The organism is Pseudactinotalea sp. HY160 (genome assembly GCF_009372055.1).
In the GTDB taxonomy this organism is placed as follows: Bacteria; Actinomycetota; Actinomycetes; order Actinomycetales; family Beutenbergiaceae; genus HY158.
This window is the reverse complement of record NZ_WHMT01000018.1, coordinates 38,488-57,540: the sequence shown is the minus strand read 5'-3', so window position 1 is coordinate 57,540 and position 19,053 is coordinate 38,488. Positions and strand designations below refer to the sequence as shown.

Here is a 19,053-nt window from a genome sequence, read left to right as displayed (position 1 = left end):
AAGGTAGCGTCGGGCACGTCGAGGTCTTCCTGATGGGCAGTGTGAGAACTTCCATCATCGGAGGACCTCGATCCCTACCCGACGAGCGACGCGCCCACGGCCCCTACACCCTCAACTGTGAAGAGCCACGTTACGTCAAGCGCAAGGGGATGAGCGTGGGGAGGCCCGTCGACGTCGCGTCCCCGCCGCACCGGGCGCGGGATTCTGCCGACGTCGCGGGCCGCTACCTGGACAGAATCGCGCGTTCGGCTGCGATCACTCCGGCCGCCTCGACTCCGGCCGCCTCGACCTCGACCCCGAAGACCGTGCCCAGGGCACCGGCGAAGCGATCCGGGCCCTCGGTCACGGCGAGCCGGCGAGCTCGTGTCGAGGGGGCGTGCACGAGCATGGCGGCGAAGTGCCGCACGGCCCGCTCCGCCTCGGGGGAGTCCTCGCCCCGGCGGCGCAGCCGGGCCAGTTCCTCCTCGACGAGCCCGTCCACGTGGTCGCGCAACGCGAGGATCGCGGGAGTCGCCTCGGCCTCGGCGACCGCGGCCGCGAACCGGTCCGTCGCCCGGGCCACCTCGTCGCGCGCCCGGGCCGAGGCCTCGAGATCGGCCACGGGGGCGTGTCGAGCGATCGTGGCGAGGTCGAGGAGTTCGACCCCGGACACCTCGCCCGCGGCCGCATCCACGTTCGCGGGCATCCCCAGATCGACCACGAGCAGCGGGTCGCGCGTGCGTTCCCGTGCCTGCGCCACGAGCCGCGCCCCGACGACCGGCCCGATGTCCGGCGCAGTGCCCGGTAGGGCGCCCGCCCGGGTCGCGGGCGCCACGGTCGAGGTGACGAGCAGATCCGCGCCGGCCAGCAGGTGGGCGAGCCGTTCCCACGGCCTCGGCACGGCGCCGTCGCGGCCGGCCATCGTCGCCTCCCGGCCCGAGGGGGAGACCACGTCGACCTCGCCGGCTCCCCGTTCCCGCAGCGCCACGAGCGCCGCCCGGGCGTAGGAGCCCGTGCCCACGAGCACGATCCGCGCCTCCCGCCACGTGCGGATCCTGCTCTCGGCCAGGTCGAGCGCGAGCCGGATGAGCGAGCGGCCCACGGCGTCGATACCCGAGCCCGTGCGCACCCGGCGGGAGGTGGTCGAGGCCATCTGGAACAGCCGCTCCAGCTCCGGGGTCATCGTGCCCGATTCCCGGGCGAGCACGGCCGAGCGACGCACCTGCCCGGCGATCTCCACCTCACCCACGGCCACGGACTCCAGCCCGGAGGCGACCGCGAACAGGTGGGCCGGCACGCGCGATCGCGTGAGCAGCCGGGTGGCCGCTCGGACCGTGGCGGGCGGGATCCGCGCGGACCGGGCGAGCCGCCCGATCAGCTCCTCCGCGGCGCTCGACGACGGGGCCTCACCGGCCGCCTCGACGTCGAGATACGCCTCGAGCCGGTTGCACGTGGAGATCGCCACGGCACCCCGCACCCCGGGCAGGGTGAGCAGCTCCGCGGCCGGGAGGGCCGCGCCCGTCAGCCGATCGAGCACGTCGAACCCGGCCGTCCGGAAGCTCACACTCAGACAGACCAGCACCGGGCCAGGGTAAGCCTCCACGGCCGGCCCCGATCGCGACGGGGCGTCAGGAAACCGCATGATTGTGCGGATTCGGCGCGAACCGTGGCAGGATCGGGAACCGTGCACACTCCCACGATCCACCCCCTCGAGGGCGCCACCGCCCTCGCCCCGCTCATCGAGGCCTACCGCGGCCGCCGCCCCGACCGGCTGCCCGTGTGGTTCATGCGACAGGCCGGGCGGTCCCTGCCCGAATACCGTGCCGCCCGCGCCGCCCGCGCCGACATCGGGATGCTCGAGGCGTGCCTCGACCCGGCCCTCGCCACCGAGATCACACTCCAGCCCGTGCGCCGTCACGGGGTCGATGCGGCCATCCTGTTCTCCGACATCGTGATCCCGCTGCGCCTCGCCGGCGTCGAGGTGGACATCGCCCCCGGCGTCGGGCCCGTGTTCGCCGAGCCGATCCGCGACCGCCGCGGCATCGAGGAGCTCGTGGCCCGGCCGATCGAGGAGGGCATGTTCGCCCCGGTGACCGAGGCCGTGCGGCTGCTCACCGCCGAGCTCGGGCCGATCCCGCTCATCGGCTTCGCGGGCGCCCCGTTCACCCTCGCCGCGTACATGGTCGAGGGCCGGCCCTCGCGCGATCACCTCGCGGCCCGCACCCTCATGCACGCCGATCCCGGCCTCTGGCGCGCCCTCGCCGACTGGACGGCGCGCCTGTCCGGGGCGTTCCTCCTCGCCCAGGCGCGGGCCGGGGCGAGCGCGGTGCAGCTCTTCGACTCCTGGGCCGGCTCGCTGCCCGCGCCCGACTACCGCCGCCTCGTGGCGCCCGCCTCGCGGCTCGCGCTCGCCCCGGTGCGCGAGGCGCGCATCGCCGGCGGGACCGTGCCGACCGTCCACTTCGGGGTCGGCACGGCCCACCTGCTTCCCGATCTCGCCGGCGTCGGGGCCGACGTCCTCGGCGTCGACCACCGGCTCTCCCTGACCGACGCCGCCCGCGCCGTGCCGGGGGTGCCCCTCCAGGGCAATATCGACCCCGCGCTCCTCGGCGCGCCGTGGCCCGTGCTCGCCGAGCACGTGCATCGCGTGATCGAGGACGGCGCCCGCGCGCCCGGGCATGTGCTCAACCTCGGTCACGGGGTTCCGCCCGCGACCGATCCGGGGGTGCTCACCCGGATCGTCGACCTCGCCCATGCGTGAGGTCGCCCATGCGTGAGGTCGTCGTGATCGGGGCCGGGATCGCGGGCCTCGTGGCGGCGCGCGCGGCCGCGGCCGCCGGCGGGTGTCACGTCACGCTCGTGGCCCCGGCCGGGGACGGGCAGGTGCAGCGTGGGCGGCTGCGGCCCGTCGGCCCGGTGGGCCCCGGTCCGGGGAGGTCGGAGGCGTCGGCCGGAACGGCGGTCTGGGGAACGATTCCGGCCCCGGGTACACCCGGTGCCTGGGTGGAACTCGGGGCGGAGGGCTTCGCCACCCGCGGGGGAGTGATGGCCGACTACCTGGCCGAGCTCGGCCTGGCCGGAGCCATCCTCGATCCGGCTCCCCACCCCACCCGCGTGTACCGGCGGGGCGGGCTGCTGCCGATCCCGGCCGCCGCGGTGCTGGGCATCCCCGCGGACCTGTCGGATCCCCTGCTCGCGCGCTCGATCGGAGCCGGCGCCGTGCGCCTCGCCCGCGAACTCGACGCCGAGCCCCTCCCGGACCCGCTGCCCGGCGCACCCGGCGTACTCGGCACGCTCGGAGACCTCGTGCGCCGGCGGATGGGCCCCGCGGTCGCGGAGCGGTGCGTCGCCCCGCTCGTGGCCGGCGTGCTCGGCCGTGACGCGGACCGCACACCCGCCGAGGACCTCGTCCCCGGGCTCACCGCGCACCTGCGCGCCGCCGGCTCCCTCGCCGGTGCCATCGGCCGGATCCGCGCCGAACGTGCGGGGACGGCGGCACGTGTGGGGAGGCCCGGGCGCGATGGGCCATCGGGGGGCACTGCCCCGAGCGGGCTGAGCGGGCTGAGCGGGCCGGGCGAGGAGGGTGGGCCGGGCGCGACGGCCGGCAACGGCGAGCTGGCGGGCCTGGCCGGGGGGATGTCGGTGCTCGCGATCCGGCTGCGCGCCGAGTGTCACCGGCTCGGGGTGCGGCGGGTGTACACGCGGGTCACAGCGATCGACGGGGCCGGGATCGACGGGACCGGGGTCGACGGGACCGGGATCGACGGGACCGGGATCGGCGGGACCATGTCGATCGCGGGGACCGAGCGGAGTGCAGGCGCGTTTCGGCTGCGGCTCGAGGGCGGGCGCGTGCTCCGGGCGGCGCGGGTGGTGGCCGCGGCCCCCGTGCCCGGGCTGGGTGAGTGGCCGGCGGTGCGCCACCGGCAGGTGCTCGTGCTCGCGGGCGACCTCTCCGGCCCGACCGACCGCGGCGGGATCATCCTGCCCGATGACCTGCCCGATGACCTGCACGGTGACCTGCCCGGTGACGTGCCCGGTGACGTGCCCGGTGACGTGCCCGGTGATCGGCCCGATGATCAGCCCGGCGACCGGCCCGGCACCCGACTCACCGCCGTGACGTTCACGAGCGCGAAATGGGGCGGGTCGAGCCCGTGGGGGGAGGTCGTCCGGCTCACGTATTCCGGCCACCGCCCCCGCACGCCCGAGCACGGGCGGGCGGACCTGCGCGAGCTGGGCTACGTCGTCCATACGCGTGCCTGGGCCCACCGGGCCTGGCGGCTCCCGATCGCCCGCCCGGCCACGGACACCCCGGGGCCGCCGGGGATCCGGCTCACCGGCGCGCACGTGCTCGGCCCGGGACTGGCCCGGATCGTCGCGCACGCCCGCGCCGCCGGCGAGGAGGCGAGTGCCTGAGGGGCCGCGCCGATCGTGCTGACGGGCGGTCGTGATCGAGGTGACGGGGCGTCGCGAGTCGGGGCGCGGCTGCGGGCTTACGGTGTGCGGGTGACTACCGATACGTACACCCTGTGGGCCGTGGTCCGGCGCGATCCGGCCGGCGGCGCGGCAGCCCCCACGACCCCGGCCACCCCCACGACCACCGCGGTCGCCGAGTTCGAGGACGTGATCGCGGCCCTGCCCGGAGCGGCCGAGCTGCGAGGAATCTACGACGTGTCGGCCCTCAAGGCCGATGCCGACCTCCTGTTCTGGCTGCACGGGCCCACCGCCGAGGGGCTCCAGGCCGCCTGGCGGGCCCTGCGCGGCACCCGCCTGCTCGCGGATACGGCGCCCACGTGGAACGCGATGGGCCTGCACCGCGAGGCGGAGTTCAGCCGGGATCACGTGCCGGCGTTCGTGCGCGGGGTCGAGCCGAGGGGGTGGCTGTGCGTGTACCCGTTCGTGCGCAGCCGCGAGTGGTACCTCCTGCCCGCCGAGGAACGGCGCGCGATGCTCGCCGAGCACGGCCGCGCGGGCGCGGGCTTCCAGGTGCTCACGAACACGGTCGCGGCCTTCGCGCTCGGGGACTACGAATGGGTCGTCCCGCTCGAGGCGGACGATCCGGCCGAGCTCGTCGACCTCATGCGCGCGCTGCGCTACGTCGGGGCCCGCCGGCACGTGGTGCTCGAGACCCCGTTCTTCACCGGGCGGCGGATCGCCGCGGCGGAGGCGGCGGAGGTGCTCGGGTGAAGCCGGCCCCGGCCACGGGAGTCCACCTCGCGGCGGGCGCCCGGGTGCCGAGCGCGAGCCCGGCCGCGGCCGCCGGCGAGGCCCACGTGAGCGCCCCGACGTCCTACGACGCGGTGCTGCTCGCCGGGTTCGGCGGCCCCGAGGGGCAGGCCGATGTGCTGCCGTTCCTGCGCAACGTCACCGCGGGCCGGGGGATCCCCGACGAGCGGCTCGAGGAGGTGGCCGTGCACTACCGCCACTTCGGCGGGGTCAGCCCCATCAACGGCCACAACCGGCAGCTGCGCGAGGCGCTCGAGGCGGCCCTCGCGGCCGCCGGACTCGACCTGCCCGTGTACTGGGGCAACCGGAACTGGGATCCGTACCTGACCGATGCGGTGCGCGCCGCCCACGACGCCGGCCACACCCGCCTGCTCATGATCCCGACCTCCGCCTACGCCTCGTACTCCTCGTGCCGGCAGTACCGCGAGGATCTCGCCGACGTGCTCGAGGCGACCGGGCTGGCCGAGGCGATGGAGGTGGACAAGGTGCGCCAGTTCTTCGATCACCCCGGCTTCGTCACCCCGTTCGTCGAGGGCGTGCGCGCCGGGCTCGCCGACCTGCGCGCCCGCGGCGCCGAGCGGATCGAGGTGCTCTTCGCCACCCACTCGATCCCGATCGACGACGCCCGCCGCTCCGGCCCGGCGCTGTTGCCGGACGGCCACGCGAGCGATTGGGGTGACGGCGGGGCGTACGCCGCCCAGCACCTCGCCGTCGCGGGGGTCGTCATGGACTCCCTCGACGAGCCCGGGGCCGGCTGGCAGCTCACCTACCAGTCCCGCTCCGGCCCGCCCGACCAGCCCTGGCTCGAACCGGACATCAACGACGCGATCGAGGCGCTCACCGACCGCGACGCCGTGCTCATCGTGCCCCTCGGGTTCCTCTCCGACCACATGGAGGTCATGTGGGACCTCGACGAGGAGGCGACCGAGACCGCCACCGCGCGCGGGCTGGCGTGCGCGCGGGTGCCCACCCCGGGCGTGCATCCGGACTTCGTGCGCGGGCTCGTCGACCTCGTGGCCGAACGGGCCGGCGCCCGCCCGGTGGCCGAGCGCGCCGCTCTCACCGACCTGGGCCCGTGGTTCGACGTCTGCCGTCCCGGCTGCTGCGAGAACGTGCGGCGCGGCTTTCGGCCCGCGATCGCCGGCGTGGCGCCGTGATCCGCATCGGCACCCGCGCCTCGGCGCTCGCGACCGCCCAGTCCGGCACGGTCGTGGCGGCACTCGCCGCCGCCGGGGAACCCGCCGAGCTCGTGCCGATGGTCTCCGCCGGCGACCGCACCCGCGCCTCGCTCGCGAGCCTCGGCGGCACCGGGATCTTCGCGACCCGGCTGCGCGAGGCGCTGCTCGCCGGCGAATGCGACGCCCTCGTGCACTCCCTCAAGGACCTGCCCACCGCGCCCCATCCGGGACTCGCGTTCGCCGCCACCCCCGCCCGGGAGGATCCCCGCGACGTGCTGTGCGGGGCCCGGCTGGCCGACCTGCCCCGCGGTGCCCGGGTGGGCACCGGCTCCCCGCGCCGGCGCGCCCGGCTGCTGGCCGCCCGGCCCGACCTCGACGTGGTCGATATCCGCGGCAACGTCGAGACCCGGCTCGCCCGCGCGCTCGGGCCCGGCGCCGACCTCGACGCCGTCGTGCTCGCCGCCGCCGGCCTGCGCCGCCTCGGCCGCACCGAGGTGATCGACGAATATCTCGACGGGCCCGCCGCCCCCGGCCAGGGGGCGATCGTCGTCGAGGTGCGCGCCGGCGACGACGCGCTCGCCCGCCGCCTGCGCGTGCTCCACGATGCGCCGACGTGGGCGGCCACCACGGCCGAACGCAGCCTTCTCGCCGCGCTCGAGGCGGGGTGCGCGGCCCCCGTCGCGGCGCTCGCCGGCACCGGGGACGGCACCGGGGACCCTGCGAGCCCCGGGAACTCTGACACCACCGACACCCCTGACACCCCTGAACGCGCTGGGACCCTTGGGAACCCCGACCTGCGGCTCGAGGCGATCGCCTACGCCCCCGACGGGTCGAGTCTCGTGACCGGCACGGCCACGGGAACGGCCGAGGGGGCCGGGGCCCTCGGCCGCGGGCTCGCCGCCGAGCTGCTCGCCGGGGGCGCGGCGGCATGGCTGTGAGGGCGGCCGGCCCGCGCGCCCGGGTGCTCGTGCCCCGGGCGGGGGAGTGGGGACGACGCGTGGCCGGCCTGGTCGAGACCCTCGCCCAGGAGGAGGGCGTGGGCGCCGAGGCGTGGATCGTGCCGCTCATCCGCACCCTCCGCGCCCCGGCCGGACCGCTCGAGGCGGCCGCCACCCGGGTCGCGTCCGGCCGCTACGACTGGATCGTCGTGACGAGCGGGGCCGCCGCCCCCGCCCTGGCGGCCTGGCACGTGCCCGCGACCACCCACGTCGCCGCCGTCGGCCCGGCAACCGCGCGGGCGCTGGCCGAGATCGGCTGGCGGGTCGACCTCACGCCGCGGTCCGCCACGGCCGCCGCGCTCGCGGCCGCGCTCGGGGAGGAAATCGACGGCACCGGCGCAGGCACGGGCACCGGTACGGGCGCCGGCCCCGGCACGGGCGGGCGGCGGATCCTGCTGCCGCACTCCGACCTCGCCCACCCCACCCTCGCCGCGGACCTGGCGGCCCGGGGCTGCACGGTCGAGGAGGTCACCGCCTACCTCACCCGGACCGCGCCCCTGGGCGGCGACGACGCCGCCCGGCTGCGCGCCGGCGAGGCGGATGCAGCCCTCGTCACCTCCGGTTCCGTGGCCCGGGCACTGGCGGCCGTGCCCATCGGCGCCGGCACCGCCCTCGTCTGCCTCGGCGATCAGACCGCCCGAGACGCCCACGCGGCCGGGCTCACGGTCACGGCCACGGCGGCTGCGCCGTCCATGCGCTCCCTCGTGACCACCGCCCTGGGCCACCTGCCCGCCCCGACGCCCCCGCACCGCTGAGGAGTATCCGTTTGAGAATCCGGCCCCGCCGACTGCGCGCCACCCCCGCCCTGCGGGCGATGTCCGCCGAGACCCGCATCGATCCGCGCTCGCTCATGCTGCCGATCTTCGTGCACGAGGGCGACGCCCCCAGGCCGATCGCCGCGATGCCCGGGGTGGTCCAGCACGGCCTCGACTCCGCCCGCTCGACCGCCCGCGCCGCCGCCGCGGCGGGGATCGGCGGGCTCATGCTCTTCGGCGTGCCCACCCGCAGGGACGCGACCGGCAGCGGCGCCACCGATCCCGACGGCATCCTCAACCGGGCCATCGCCGCGATCGCCGCCGAGGTGGGCGACGAACTCGTGGTGGCCGCCGACCTGTGCCTGGACGAGTTCACCGACCACGGCCACTGCGGCGTGCTCGACGCCGACGGGGCCGTCGACAACGACGCCACGCTCGAACGCTACCGGGCGATGGCCCTCGCCCAGGCGGAGGCCGGAGCCGGGCTGCTCGGTCTGTCGGGGATGATGGACGGCCAGGTCGCGGCGGTGCGGGACGCCCTCGAGGGGGCCGGGCGCACCGACTGCGCGATCCTCGCCTACTCCGCGAAATACGCGTCGAGCTTCTACGGGCCGTTTCGCGAGGCCGTCGGTTCGACGCTCCGCGGGGATCGGCGCACCTACCAGCTCGACCCGGCCAACGCCCGGGAGGGTCGGCGCGAGGCCGCGCTCGATGCGGCCGAGGGGGCCGACGTCGTCATGGTCAAGCCCGCGCTCGGCTACCTCGACGTGCTCGCCGGGATCGCCGCCGAGAGCCCCGTGCCCGTGTGGGCCTATCAGGTGTCGGGGGAGTACGCGATGATCGAGGCCGCCGCAGCGAACGGGTGGATCGACCGGGACGCCGCGATCGCCGAATCGGTCACGTGCATCGTGCGGGCCGGAGCCGACGCGGTGCTCACGTACTGGGCGCTCGACCTGGCGGCCGCCCTGCGCGATGCGCCGGCGACGCGGCGGGGGGAGGGGGCATGAGCGAGCTGGACCGGGCCCGGGGCGTCATCCCCGGCGGGGTCGACTCGCCCGTGCGGGCGTGGGCCGGCGTCGGCGGGGACCCGCTCGTGATCACCGGCGCGCGCGGGCCGCGGGTGTTCGACGAGTCCGGGCGCGGCTATCTCGACCTCGTGGGCTCGTGGGGGCCCGCGCTCCTCGGCCATGCGCACCCCCGGGTGGTCGAGGCGGTTCGGGACGCCGCCGGCCGGGGCCTGTCCTTCGGCGCCCCGACGCCCGGGGAGACCGACCTGGCCGAGCTCATCCGCGACCGGGTTCCGGCTGCGGAGCGGGTGCGGCTCGTGTCCACGGGCACCGAGGCGACCATGACGGCGGTGCGGCTCGCCCGCGCCGCGACCGGCCGGGACCTCGTGATCAAGTTCGCCGGGCACTACCACGGTCACTCGGACGGGCTGCTCGCCGACGCGGGTTCCGGTGTGGCCACGCTCGCGATCCCCGGGTCCGCGGGCGTTCCGGCCCCGATCGCCGCGCTGACGGTCGTGCTCCCCTACAACGACGAGGCGGCCGTGCGGGCCGCGTTCGCCGCCCATCCGGGCCGGATCGCCGCCGTGATCACCGAGGCGGCGGCCGCGAACATGGGGGTCGTGGCCCCGCGCGCCGGGTTCAACGCGTTCCTGCGCCGGGTCACCCGCGAGCACGGGGCGCTGCTCATCGCCGACGAGGTGCTCACCGGCTTCCGGGTGGGCCCGGCCGGCTGGTGGGGCCTCGACCGGACCGACGAGTGGACGCCGGACCTGTTCACGTTCGGCAAGGTGATCGGGGGCGGTCTGCCCGTGGCCGCGGTCGCCGGCCGGGCGGGGGTGCTCAACCTCCTCGCCCCGCTCGGGCCGGTGTATCAGGCGGGCACGCTGAGCGGGAATCCGGTGGCGGTGGCCGCCGGCGCCGAGACCCTGCGGCTGGCGGATGCGGGCGTGTACGAGCGGGTCGACGCGGCGGCCACCGCGATCGGTGCCGCCGCCGCGGAGGCGCTCGCCGGCGCCGGCGTGCCCGCGCTCGTGAGCCGGGCCGGGAACCTGTTCTCGATCGTGTTCGGGCCGGACTCGCTCTGGCCGGACGGGCGCCCGCGCGACTACGCGGGCATGCAGCGCAGCGAGCACTGGCGGTACGCCCCGTTCTTCCACGCCCTCGTGGCTGCGGGGATCGCGCCGCCGCCCTCTCCCTTCGAGGCCTGGTTCGCCTCCGCGGCCCACGACGCCGCCGTGGTCGAGGAGATCGCCGCGGCCCTGCCCGCGGCGGCCCGGGCGGCCGCGGCGGCGACCCCGCCGGAGTCGTAGTTCGGCTGCAGGAATCGGGAGCCGGGGCTGGGGTCGCGGGACTACCAGCAGCAGAACCCGCCGTCGACGAGGAGGTCGACCCCGGTGCAGAAGGACGCGGCCGACGAGAGCAGGAACACGGTCGGCCCGGCGATCTCGCTCGGCTCGGCCATGCGCGCGAGCGGGGTGTCCGCCGCGAACCGACGCGCCTGATCGGCGACCTCGGGGCGGCTGTTCATCGGGGTGGCCGTGTAGCCCGGGCTGATGGCGTTGACCCGGATGCCCCGGTCGGCCCATTCGACCGCGAGCGACTTCGTCAGGTGTGCCACGGCGGCCTTGGCCGAGTTGTAGTGCACCTGCGTCAGCCCGCGGTTGGCGATGGTGCCGGACATCGACGCGACGTTGACGATGGCGCCACGCCGGCGCGGGAGCATGACCCGGGCCTGCGCCTGACAGCTGAGGAAGACGCCGGTGACGTTCACGTCGTACAGGCGCTGCCACTGCTCGCGCGGGAGGCTCTCCGCGGGGGCCGCATTCGCGATTCCCGCGGAGTTGACCGCGAGGCGCAGCTCGCCCAGGTCGGATTCGACGGTGGTGACGGCGGCACCGAGGGCGTCCTCGCTCGTGACGTCGCATTCGAGGGGCAGGGCGGTGCGGCCGAGGCCGCGAATCCCCTCGACGGTGGCCGCGAGGGAGTCGCCGTCACGATCGAGGCAGGCGACGTCGGCGCCGGCGGCGGCCATCGCCCAAGCGATCGCCTGGCCGATGCCGCTCGCCGCACCCGTCACGAGTCCGACCTGCCCGGCGAGGGAGAAGTCGGCGCCGTGGGAGCGTGTGGGGGAGGGATTCATGTGGGTCTCCGAGGATCGAGGATGGACAGCGGGATCGGGGCGAGCAGCACCGGCGGCACGGGCAGCACGGGGCCGGTCAGGCCGTGGCGAGGGTCATGACCCGCTTGGGGGTGGCCTCCGCGCGCGGCAGCAGGCCCTGGGCCTCGCCCCCGGCGAGCACGAGCACGCGGTGCGAGAGGCCGAGGACCTCGTCGAGATCCGAGCTGACGACGATCACCGCCAGCCCCTTCTCCGCGAGTTCGCGGATGACCTCGTAGATCGCGGCTCTCGCGCCGACGTCGATCCCGCGCGTCGGCTCGTCGAGGACGACGACGTTGGGCCCGAGTTCGAGCCATTTGCCGATGACGACCTTCTGCTGGTTCCCGCCGGAGAGGGCGCCCACGCTCGTGTCCGGCCTGCCCTTGACGCCCATCCGCTCGATCACCCGCTCCGCGAGGGACCGGACCTTCTCCTCGCCGATCCAGCCGCCGCGGGTGACGCCCGGGAAGTTGACGAGCATCGAGTTCTCGCTGATGGTCGCCTCGGCGATGATGCCCTGGTGACGGCGATCCTCCGGCACCATGACGACGCCCGCGGCGAGCGCGCCGGTGACCGACCCGTTCGTGAGCGCGGTGCCGTTGACGCGCACGCTGCCGTGACTCGAGCGGTCGGCACCGGTGATCGCCCGAACGAGTTCGGTGCGCCCCGCCCCGACGATCCCGGCGATCCCGAGGACCTCCCCGGCGTGGACCTGGAAGGAGACGTCACGGAAGCGACCGTTGATCCCGGCCAGGTCCTGCACGTCGAGCACGACCTGCCCGGTGGGCGCGGGCATCTCCGGGAAGAGACGCTCGACCGAGCGCCCGACCATCTGGGAGACGAGGATGTCGACGTCGATGTGGCTCTCGTCGTGCTCAGCGATCAACGCCCCGTCGCGAAGGATGACGATCCGGTCGGCGATCCGCCGGATCTCCTCGAGGCGGTGACTCACGTAGACGAACGAGTGGCCCTGGTCGCGCAGCGCCCGCACCTGCGTGAAGAGCGCGTCGGTCTCCTCGGCGCCGAGCGCGGCCGTGGGCTCGTCGAGGATGAGGAGGCGGGCGTCGACCATGAGTGCCTTGGCGATCTCGACCTGCTGCTGCGCCGCGACGCTCAGGTGCCGAACGAGCGTCGTCGGGGGCGGCCGGAACCCGAGCCGACGCAACGCCTCGGCCGCCTGCCGGTTGAGCGTCTTGTGGTCGACGAACCCGCCGGCCGAGGCCGGCCAACGCCCGATGACGACGTTCTCCGCGGCGGTCAGGTCCGGCAGGAGCCGCATCTCCTGGTGGATGAGGGCGATCCCGTTGTCGAGCGCCTCCCGCGGCGATCCCGGGGTGTAGGGCCGGCCGCGCCACGTCATCGTGCCCGTCGTGGGCGGCGTGAGCCCGGCGACGATGCTCGCGAGGGTCGACTTGCCGGCGCCGTTCTCGCCGAGGAGCGCGACGACCTCACCGGGGCGGATCTCGAGGTCGACGTGGGCGAGTGCCTGGGTGCCGGGGTAGGCCTTGCTGATCCCGGAGAGGACGAGTCCCTGATCGTTGGTGCTCATGCTGGTCTCCTTGCGCGTCGGCGTCCGATCACGGGTGCTGTTCGATGAAGGGCTCGACGTTCTCGGGTGTCGTGACGATGCCTTCCTGGAGCTGCTCGGCGGGGACGTCCTTCCCGTCGATCAGCTTGATGGCCGAGTCGAAGGCGAGGCCGCCCATGAGCTGGGTCTGCTGGGTCACGGTCGCGTCGATGACGCCGTCACGAACCGCCTCGAGGCCCGCGACGTCGCCGTCGAACCCGACGATGAGGATGTCCTCCGGGCTGTAGCCGGCGGCGCGGGCGGCCTCGGCGGCCCCCAGGGCGAGGGCGTCGGCGCGGCCGAAGATGATGTCGATGTCGGGGTTGGCCTGGAGCATGTCCTGGGCGATGTTGAAGCCCTCGTCCTGGTGCCATCCCTGCGAGGCCTGACGGGCGACCTCGGTGATGTCGGATCCCTCGAGGGCCTCCTCGAAGCCCTTGTTTCGGGCGATCTCGGGGGTGGTGCCGATCTGGCCCTGGATGACCCCGAGTCTGCCCTCGCCGCCGGTCTGCTCGACGACCCAGTCACCGAGGGCCTTGGCCGCGGCGACGCTGTCCGTCGCGATGAACGTGTCGCCCGGTTCCTCCTCCGGGTTGCGGTCGACCGTCACCACGGGGATGCCGGCTTCGTGCGCATCGCGGATCGGGACGGACGCGGCGGTGGCGCCGGCCGGGATGTAGATGATCGCGTCGACCTTCTGGGTGATGAAGTCCTGGATCTGGCTCACCTGCCGGTTCGCGTCGCCGCCGGCGTCGGAGAGGATCACCTCGACGCCGTCCTCGGCGCCCCGGGCCTGCACGGCCTCGCGGATCTGGTTGAAGAAGTCCGCCTGCTGGTTGGCCACGGCCAGGCCGATGCTGATCGTGTCGTCGCTCTCGCCCGCCTGGGTCAGAGCGCAGCCGCCGAGGAGCGTGATGCCGGCGATTCCGGCGATGAGTGCGCGCGAGGCGCGGGACCTGAGGTTCATAGTGCTCTCCTTCGAGTGAATGGTGTGGATCGGGGATGCGCGAGGTGTCGCGCGGGCGCTCTACTTCGTGCGGCGCTGGAGGACGTCGGCCATGACGGCCAGGGCGATGACGAGGCCGATGAAGATCTGCTGCAGGAACGGGGAGACCCCGAGGAGGTTGAGGCCGTTGCGGAGCATGCCCATGATGAACACGCCCGCGATGGTTCCGGCGATCCGGCCGGTGCCGCCGTTGAGGCTCGCGCCGCCGATGACGACCGCGGCGATCACGTCGAGCTCCAGGCCCGTGCCCGCGGACGGCTGGGAGGAGTTGAGTCGGGTCGCGAGGATGACCCCGCCGAGCCCGGCGAGCAGGCCCGCCCAGACGTAGGTCATGGTCGTGATCTTCTTGACCTTGAGCCCGGCCAGCCGGGCGACGTCCTTCCCGCCGCCGATGGCGTAGAGGGAGCGGCCGCCGGGGCGGCGCTTGAGGTAGATCCCGCCGATGGCGAACGTGACGATCATGACGAGCACCGTCACGGAGAGCACGCCGATGTAGCGGTTCGAGGACAGCTGGAAGAACCAGTCCGGGTAGCCGATGATCTGGCGGCCGTCGGTGATGAGGTTGGCGAGCCCGCGTGCGATCGAGAACATCGCGAGGGTCGCGATGAACGGCGGGAGCTTTCCGAGGGTGACGCCCAGGCCGTTCGCCAGTCCGGCGAGGGCGCCGGTGGCCAGGGCCGCGAGGATGGCGATCCACATCGGGAAGCCGCCGTCGTGGCTGAGCCAGCCGAGCACCATCGTGCTCAGGGCGAGCACGGAGCCGACCGAGAGGTCGATCCCGCCGGTGATGATGACGGCCGTGGCGCCGACGGCGATGACCGAGAGCACGGTCGCCTGGTCGAGCACGTTGAGCAGGTTCGAGCTGCTGAAGAAGCCGGGGGTCGTCAGCGACAGGACGACGAAGAGTGCGGCGAGGCCGACGAAGGCTCCGCCGGATCCCGTGAGCCGGGTGTACCAATGCGGTGCCGGCCGGCCGGTGGCCTGGGTCGTGGGGGTGGTGTCGATCGTTGTAGACATCTGGGGTGCGCTCCGTTGCGATGCGTCTGGGGTCAGTTCATGAACATGCCGCCGTCGATGTTCAGCGCCTGTCCGGTGATGTACGTACCGGCGTCGGAGGCGAGGAACATGAGGGCGTGCGCGATGTCCGCACCGGAGGCGGCGCGGCCGAGGGGGATCGATTCGATGGCGTTGCGGATGTACTCGCCGGGCTCGTAGCCGCCGATGAGGCGACCCCATTCGCGGTCGTTGTACTCCCACATCTCCGTCTCGACGATGCCCGGGCAATAGGCGTTGACACGGATGTTCTCGGGGGCGAGCTCCTTGGCGAGCGACTGTGTCATGCCCATGACGCCGAACTTCGAGGCGGCGTAGCTCGGGGTGAAGATGAAGCCCTCACGTGCCTGGCCGGAGGCGGCGTTGAGGATGCTGCCCCCGCCCGCGGCCCGGAGCAGCGGCAGCGCCTCGCGGGCGGCGAGGAACTGGGCCGTCGTGTTGACGGCGAGCACCTTGGCGAAGTCCTCGGTGCTCGTCTCCTCGAGGCGGCTGATCGTGATGATGCCGGCATTGTTGACCAGGACGTCGAGCGAGCCCCACTCGGACCGCACGTGCGCGAAGACGCCGGCGACGTCGTCCTCGTCCGTGGCATCGGCCACGAGGCCGGTCACGTCGAGCCCGGTCTCGTTCAGGGCCGAAGCCGTGTCGAGGACGGCGGGGGTCAGGTCGGTCAGGAGCACGCTGGCCCCGGCCCGGGCGAACCCCTCGCCGATGTCGGCCCCGATCCCGCGGGCGCCGCCCATGATGACGACTCGCCTGCCGGTGAAGTGTCCCGCGAAGAGCGCGGAGAAGTCGGTGCTTGGCATTGTGAATCCTTTACTGTCGGTGCCCGGAGGGGTCGTGGCGGGATCGGTCGAGTGCGCGTGCCCACTGCCGACGCCGGTCGTGGTCGGCCGCGGTCGGTGCCGGGTCGAAGCTGTCGGACTCGATTGCGAGCCCCCGCAGGGCGGCCTCGTCCCAGAGGTCGACGGTCAGGCCGGCGAGGTACGCGGCGCCGATGCCGGACAGGCCCGTGCTCGCGGGCCGCACGACGGTGCGATCGCTCAGGTCCGCCTGGCGCTGCATGAGCCAGTCGTTCCCGGCGGGGCCGCCGTCGACGTAGACGCGGGGCCGGCGTCCCGCCACCGAATCCGCTCGGGTCAGGACGTCCTCGATCTGGAGCGGGATGGATTCGAGCGCGGCGCGGGCGAGGTGCGCCGTCGTGGCGCCGAGGTCGAAGCCGCTGATGAGCCCGACCGCCCGGGTGTCCCACCACGGTGCGCCGAGTCCGGCGAACGCGGGCACGAGATCCACTCCGCCGGAGTCCGGGACGGTCCGGGCGAGTGCGGCGAGTTCGACGGGGGATCGATCGAGGATCGAGCTCAGCCACACGAGCGTGGCCCCCGTGGCGAGGATGTTTCCCTCGAAGGCGCGGGCCGGCGTGCCGGTGTCCCACGCGATCGTGCGCGCGAGGCCGGTCTCCGCCTCGACCGGGCCGGAGGTCAGGCCCATGATCGACGAGCCGGTCCCGTAGGTGACCTTGACGGCCTCGGGGTCGCGGGCCGTGTGCGCGAAGAGCGCGGCGTGGGAGTCGCCGAGCACGGCCGCCACGGGTACCCCGGTCGCGCCCGGGAAGATCTCCTCGGTCAGCCGCGGAGCGGCGTTCGAGCGGGCGAGTGGGGGCAGTGACTGCGGAGGGATCGAGAACAGATCGCACAGGGCGTCGTCCCAGTGCGCCGTGTCGATGTTGAGCACCTGGGTGCGGCCGGCGTTGCCGAGCTCGATCTGATCGGTGCCGGTCAGGCGCCGCATGAGGAAGGAGTCGACGGTCCCCAGGCGCAGGTCGCCCGCCCGTGCCCGCGTGCGATCCGCGTCCCAGCGATCGAGGATCCACTCGAACTTGAGCGCGGAGAACATCGGGTCGAGGGGGAGCCCGGTGCGCTGGCGGACGTCGTCGGCGTCCTCGGCCAGTTCCTCGGCGCGGGAGGAGGTGCGCCGGTCCTGCCAGCCGATGACGGGCGAGCACGGCTCGCCGTGTGGATCCCACGCGAGCGCGGACTCACGCTGGCTGCTCAGGGCGAGCGCGACCGGCGGGTGCCCGACGCTCTCGGCCGTGGCCCGCGCCGCCTCGACGACGCTCGCGAGCACCCGGTCCGGGTCCTGCTCCACCCAGCCCGGCCGGGGGCTCTCGGCGGTCAGGGGCACACTGGCGCCGGCGCGCACGCGACCGTCCGCCGTGACCACGACCGCCTTCGTCGAGCTGGTGCCCTGGTCGATCGCCAGAACGTACCCCGTGCTAGGCATGGCGCAGGGCCTCGGTGCTCGCCTCGACGATCTTCTCCGGCGTGAGGCCGAAGTAGTCGAGGAGGAACTCGTTCGATCCGGTCGGGGCGAACTCGTCGTGGACGCCGAGCAGGCGCACGGCCGGACGGGTCGTGGGGCGCTGGGCGATGCGGCTCGCGACCGCGGCCCCGAGTCCACCGGAGAGGGTCGCCTCCTCCACCGACACGATCGCCTCGACCCGGCCGGCGAGCTCGTCGAGGAGGTCGAGGTCCAGGGGGGCGATGTAGGCGGCGTTGACGACGGTCGCCTCGATGCCGGAGGCGGCGAGGGTCTCGGCGGCGACGAGGGCACCGTGGACCATCGTTCCGGTCGCCACGAGTGCGACGTCGGCGCCCTCCCGCAGGATGCTCCAGCGCCCGCGTTCGAGCACGTGGCCCTCGGGGGTGACGTCGGGGACCTTGAAGCGGCCCACGCGGATGTAGGTGGGGCCGGGCCGGGCGGCGGCCAGGCGCACCGCCTGGCGGGTCTCGGAGCGGTCCGCGGGCACGACGATGTCGAGGCCGGGCAGCGCGCGCAGCCACGAGAGGTCCTCCACGGAGTGGTGGGTCGGGCCGAGTTCGCCGTAGGCCATGCCGGTGCTCTGGCCGCAGAGGATCACCGGGTACTGGCTGTAGGCGATGTCGGCCTTGACCTGCTCGAGGGAGCGGCCCGTGAGGAACGGCGCGGCGCTGCTGACGAACGGCACCAGGCCGCCGTTGGCCAGGCCGGCGCCGACGCCGACCATGTTCTGCTCGGCGATGCCGACGTTGACCAGCCGCGGCCCGAACTCCTCGCGGAAGCCGCCGAGCTTGCTGGATCCGACCGAGTCGTTGCAGACGACGACGATGCGCTCGTCCTCGCGGGCGAGGGCGCAGAGTTCGTCGGCGAACGCCTCGCGGTTGTCGTAGACGGGGGCCTTGGTGGGGGTGGCGGTGCTCATACCAGTTCCTTCAGTGCGGCCTCGACCTGCTCGGGCGAGGGGACCTTGTGATGCCAGGCGACGTCGTCCTCCATGAAGGAGATGCCCTTGCCCTTGATCGTGTGGGCGACGACCGCGACGGGACGGCCGCTCGTCGAGGGGGTGAATGCGGCGAGAAGCTGGGTGAAGTCGTGCCCGTCGATCTCGCGGACCTCCCAGCCGAAGGCGCTCAGGCGCTCGGGCAGCGGGTCGAGGGAGTTCGTGTCCTCGGTGCGGGCGCCCTGCTGGAGGCGGTTCCGGTCGACCACCGCGACGAGGTTGTCCAGCTTGAAGTGGGAGGCGGCCATGAAGGCCTCCCAGTTGCTGCCCTCCTGCAGTTCGCCGTCGCCCAGCAGCACGAACACCCGGTTCGAGGCGCCGCGCAGCTTGGCCGCCTTGGCGATGCCGGTGGCGATCGGCAGACCGTGCCCGAGCGGGCCGGTGTTCGCCTCGACCCCCGGCACCTTGAGGCGGTTCGGGTGGCCGTTGAGGGGCGAGAGGGGGGCCATGAACGTGGGGAGCTCGGACGGCGAGAAGTAGCCGCACGAGGAGAGCACCGTGTACAGGGCCGCCGCGCAGTGCCCCTTGGAGAGCACGAGGCGGTCGCGACCGTCCGCGTCGGGGTCGGCCGGGTCGATGTCGAGCACGGCGTAGTAGAGGGTCGTGAGCACGTCGGTGATCGACATGTCTCCACCGATGTGGCCCTGCTGGGCGGCATCGATGGTCCGGAGGTTGTCGGCACGGTGGCGGGTGGCCTCCGCGGCGAGAAGGCTCACCTTCTCGGCGGCGGCGGCCCGGGAGATCTCGTCGCGGAGTCCTCGCCAGCGGGCTACCTGCGCTTCGTCGACGCTTAGCATTTGCATGTCCATT

17 protein-coding genes are annotated in these 19,053 nt (G+C 74.2%); 8 read left to right on the top strand and 9 right to left on the bottom strand.

What is annotated here, in order from left to right; translation table 11 throughout:
• Positions 1-223: 223 nt before the first annotated feature.
• Positions 224-1,561, bottom strand: a complete 1,338-nt coding sequence (locus GCG21_RS13575) for a glutamyl-tRNA reductase (RefSeq protein ID WP_194165099.1) — start codon at positions 1,559-1,561, stop codon at positions 224-226.
• Positions 1,562-1,663: 102 nt separating this feature from the next.
• Here GCG21_RS13575 and hemE point away from each other — a divergent pair, with 102 nt between their 5' ends.
• The 8 genes from hemE (at position 1,664) to GCG21_RS13535 (ending at position 10,450) form a co-directional block, all read left to right on the top strand.
• Positions 1,664-2,740: a uroporphyrinogen decarboxylase gene (hemE, locus tag GCG21_RS13570; protein WP_370517525.1), complete on the top strand. Its 1,077-nt coding sequence runs from the start codon at positions 1,664-1,666 to the stop codon at positions 2,738-2,740.
• Positions 2,741-2,748: 8 nt separating this feature from the next.
• Positions 2,749-4,392, top strand: a complete 1,644-nt coding sequence (locus tag GCG21_RS16355) for a hypothetical protein (RefSeq protein ID WP_194165098.1) — start codon at positions 2,749-2,751, stop codon at positions 4,390-4,392.
• Between the two features lie 90 nt (positions 4,393-4,482).
• Entirely contained in the window at positions 4,483-5,163 is a 681-nt protein-coding gene (hemQ, locus tag GCG21_RS13560; protein ID WP_153878212.1) for a hydrogen peroxide-dependent heme synthase, read from the top strand.
• Entirely contained in the window at positions 5,160-6,359 is a 1,200-nt protein-coding gene (locus GCG21_RS13555; RefSeq protein ID WP_370517524.1) for a ferrochelatase, read from the top strand. Before hemQ ends, GCG21_RS13555 begins: the two co-directional genes overlap by 4 nt.
• The gene (hemC, locus tag GCG21_RS13550; RefSeq protein ID WP_370517523.1) at positions 6,356-7,318 is read left to right on the top strand and encodes a hydroxymethylbilane synthase; all 963 of its coding nucleotides are present in this window, start codon (positions 6,356-6,358) and stop codon (positions 7,316-7,318) included. Before GCG21_RS13555 ends, hemC begins: the two co-directional genes overlap by 4 nt.
• Positions 7,309-8,133: a uroporphyrinogen-III synthase gene (locus GCG21_RS13545; protein WP_152910209.1), complete on the top strand. Its 825-nt coding sequence runs from the start codon at positions 7,309-7,311 to the stop codon at positions 8,131-8,133. The genes hemC and GCG21_RS13545 overlap by 10 nt, the downstream gene beginning before the upstream one ends.
• A gap of 11 nt (positions 8,134-8,144) precedes the next feature.
• The gene (gene hemB, locus GCG21_RS13540; protein WP_227993823.1) at positions 8,145-9,140 is read left to right on the top strand and encodes a porphobilinogen synthase; all 996 of its coding nucleotides are present in this window, start codon (positions 8,145-8,147) and stop codon (positions 9,138-9,140) included.
• Complete coding sequence (locus GCG21_RS13535) at positions 9,137-10,450, top strand: glutamate-1-semialdehyde 2,1-aminomutase (protein WP_152910208.1); 1,314 nt, start codon at positions 9,137-9,139, stop codon at positions 10,448-10,450. Before hemB ends, GCG21_RS13535 begins: the two co-directional genes overlap by 4 nt.
• A 41-nt stretch (positions 10,451-10,491) precedes the next feature.
• Here the strand turns inward: GCG21_RS13535 and GCG21_RS13530 are convergent, their stop codons facing one another.
• From GCG21_RS13530 to GCG21_RS13495, 8 genes are all read right to left on the bottom strand, one after another.
• Positions 10,492-11,280, bottom strand: a complete 789-nt coding sequence (locus tag GCG21_RS13530; RefSeq protein WP_152910207.1) for an SDR family oxidoreductase — start codon at positions 11,278-11,280, stop codon at positions 10,492-10,494.
• A 76-nt stretch (positions 11,281-11,356) separates the two neighbouring features.
• The gene (locus tag GCG21_RS13525) at positions 11,357-12,847 is read right to left on the bottom strand and encodes a sugar ABC transporter ATP-binding protein (RefSeq protein ID WP_152910206.1); all 1,491 of its coding nucleotides are present in this window, start codon (positions 12,845-12,847) and stop codon (positions 11,357-11,359) included.
• 28 nt (positions 12,848-12,875) lie between these two features.
• The gene (locus GCG21_RS13520) at positions 12,876-13,832 is read right to left on the bottom strand and encodes a substrate-binding domain-containing protein (protein ID WP_152910205.1); all 957 of its coding nucleotides are present in this window, start codon (positions 13,830-13,832) and stop codon (positions 12,876-12,878) included.
• A 60-nt stretch (positions 13,833-13,892) separates the two neighbouring features.
• Complete coding sequence (locus tag GCG21_RS13515) at positions 13,893-14,888, bottom strand: ABC transporter permease (RefSeq protein ID WP_152910204.1); 996 nt, start codon at positions 14,886-14,888, stop codon at positions 13,893-13,895.
• 32 nt (positions 14,889-14,920) lie between these two features.
• A complete protein-coding gene (locus tag GCG21_RS13510) occupies positions 14,921-15,730 on the bottom strand; it encodes an SDR family NAD(P)-dependent oxidoreductase (protein ID WP_152910203.1) in 810 nt (269 codons plus the stop codon).
• A gap of 10 nt (positions 15,731-15,740) precedes the next feature.
• Complete coding sequence (locus GCG21_RS13505) at positions 15,741-17,207, bottom strand: FGGY family carbohydrate kinase (protein WP_152910202.1); 1,467 nt, start codon at positions 17,205-17,207, stop codon at positions 15,741-15,743.
• The gene (locus tag GCG21_RS13500) at positions 17,200-18,165 is read right to left on the bottom strand and encodes a transketolase family protein (protein WP_152910201.1); all 966 of its coding nucleotides are present in this window, start codon (positions 18,163-18,165) and stop codon (positions 17,200-17,202) included. The genes GCG21_RS13505 and GCG21_RS13500 overlap by 8 nt, the downstream gene beginning before the upstream one ends.
• Positions 18,162-19,046: a transketolase gene (locus GCG21_RS13495; RefSeq protein ID WP_227993822.1), complete on the bottom strand. Its 885-nt coding sequence runs from the start codon at positions 19,044-19,046 to the stop codon at positions 18,162-18,164. The genes GCG21_RS13500 and GCG21_RS13495 overlap by 4 nt, the downstream gene beginning before the upstream one ends.
• Positions 19,047-19,053 lie beyond the last annotated feature (7 nt).

What these genes read in the sequence shown, in the direction of transcription:
- GCG21_RS16355 (WP_194165098.1), top strand. Translation starts at nt 2,749, where the DNA reads ATGCGTGAGGTCGTCGTGATCGGGGCCGGGATCGCGGGCCTCGTGGCG.
- GCG21_RS13545 (WP_152910209.1), top strand. Translation starts at nt 7,309, where the DNA reads ATGGCTGTGAGGGCGGCCGGCCCGCGCGCCCGGGTGCTCGTGCCCCGG.
- GCG21_RS13535 (WP_152910208.1), top strand. Translation starts at nt 9,137, where the DNA reads ATGAGCGAGCTGGACCGGGCCCGGGGCGTCATCCCCGGCGGGGTCGAC.
- GCG21_RS13530 (WP_152910207.1), bottom strand. Translation starts at nt 11,280, where the DNA reads ATGAATCCCTCCCCCACACGCTCCCACGGCGCCGACTTCTCCCTCGCC.
- GCG21_RS13525 (WP_152910206.1), bottom strand. Translation starts at nt 12,847, where the DNA reads ATGAGCACCAACGATCAGGGACTCGTCCTCTCCGGGATCAGCAAGGCC.
- GCG21_RS13520 (WP_152910205.1), bottom strand. Translation starts at nt 13,832, where the DNA reads ATGAACCTCAGGTCCCGCGCCTCGCGCGCACTCATCGCCGGAATCGCC.
- GCG21_RS13515 (WP_152910204.1), bottom strand. Translation starts at nt 14,888, where the DNA reads ATGTCTACAACGATCGACACCACCCCCACGACCCAGGCCACCGGCCGG.
- GCG21_RS13510 (WP_152910203.1), bottom strand. Translation starts at nt 15,730, where the DNA reads ATGCCAAGCACCGACTTCTCCGCGCTCTTCGCGGGACACTTCACCGGC.
- GCG21_RS13505 (WP_152910202.1), bottom strand. Translation starts at nt 17,207, where the DNA reads ATGCCTAGCACGGGGTACGTTCTGGCGATCGACCAGGGCACCAGCTCG.
- GCG21_RS13500 (WP_152910201.1), bottom strand. Translation starts at nt 18,165, where the DNA reads ATGAGCACCGCCACCCCCACCAAGGCCCCCGTCTACGACAACCGCGAG.
- GCG21_RS13495 (WP_227993822.1), bottom strand. Translation starts at nt 19,046, where the DNA reads ATGCAAATGCTAAGCGTCGACGAAGCGCAGGTAGCCCGCTGGCGAGGA.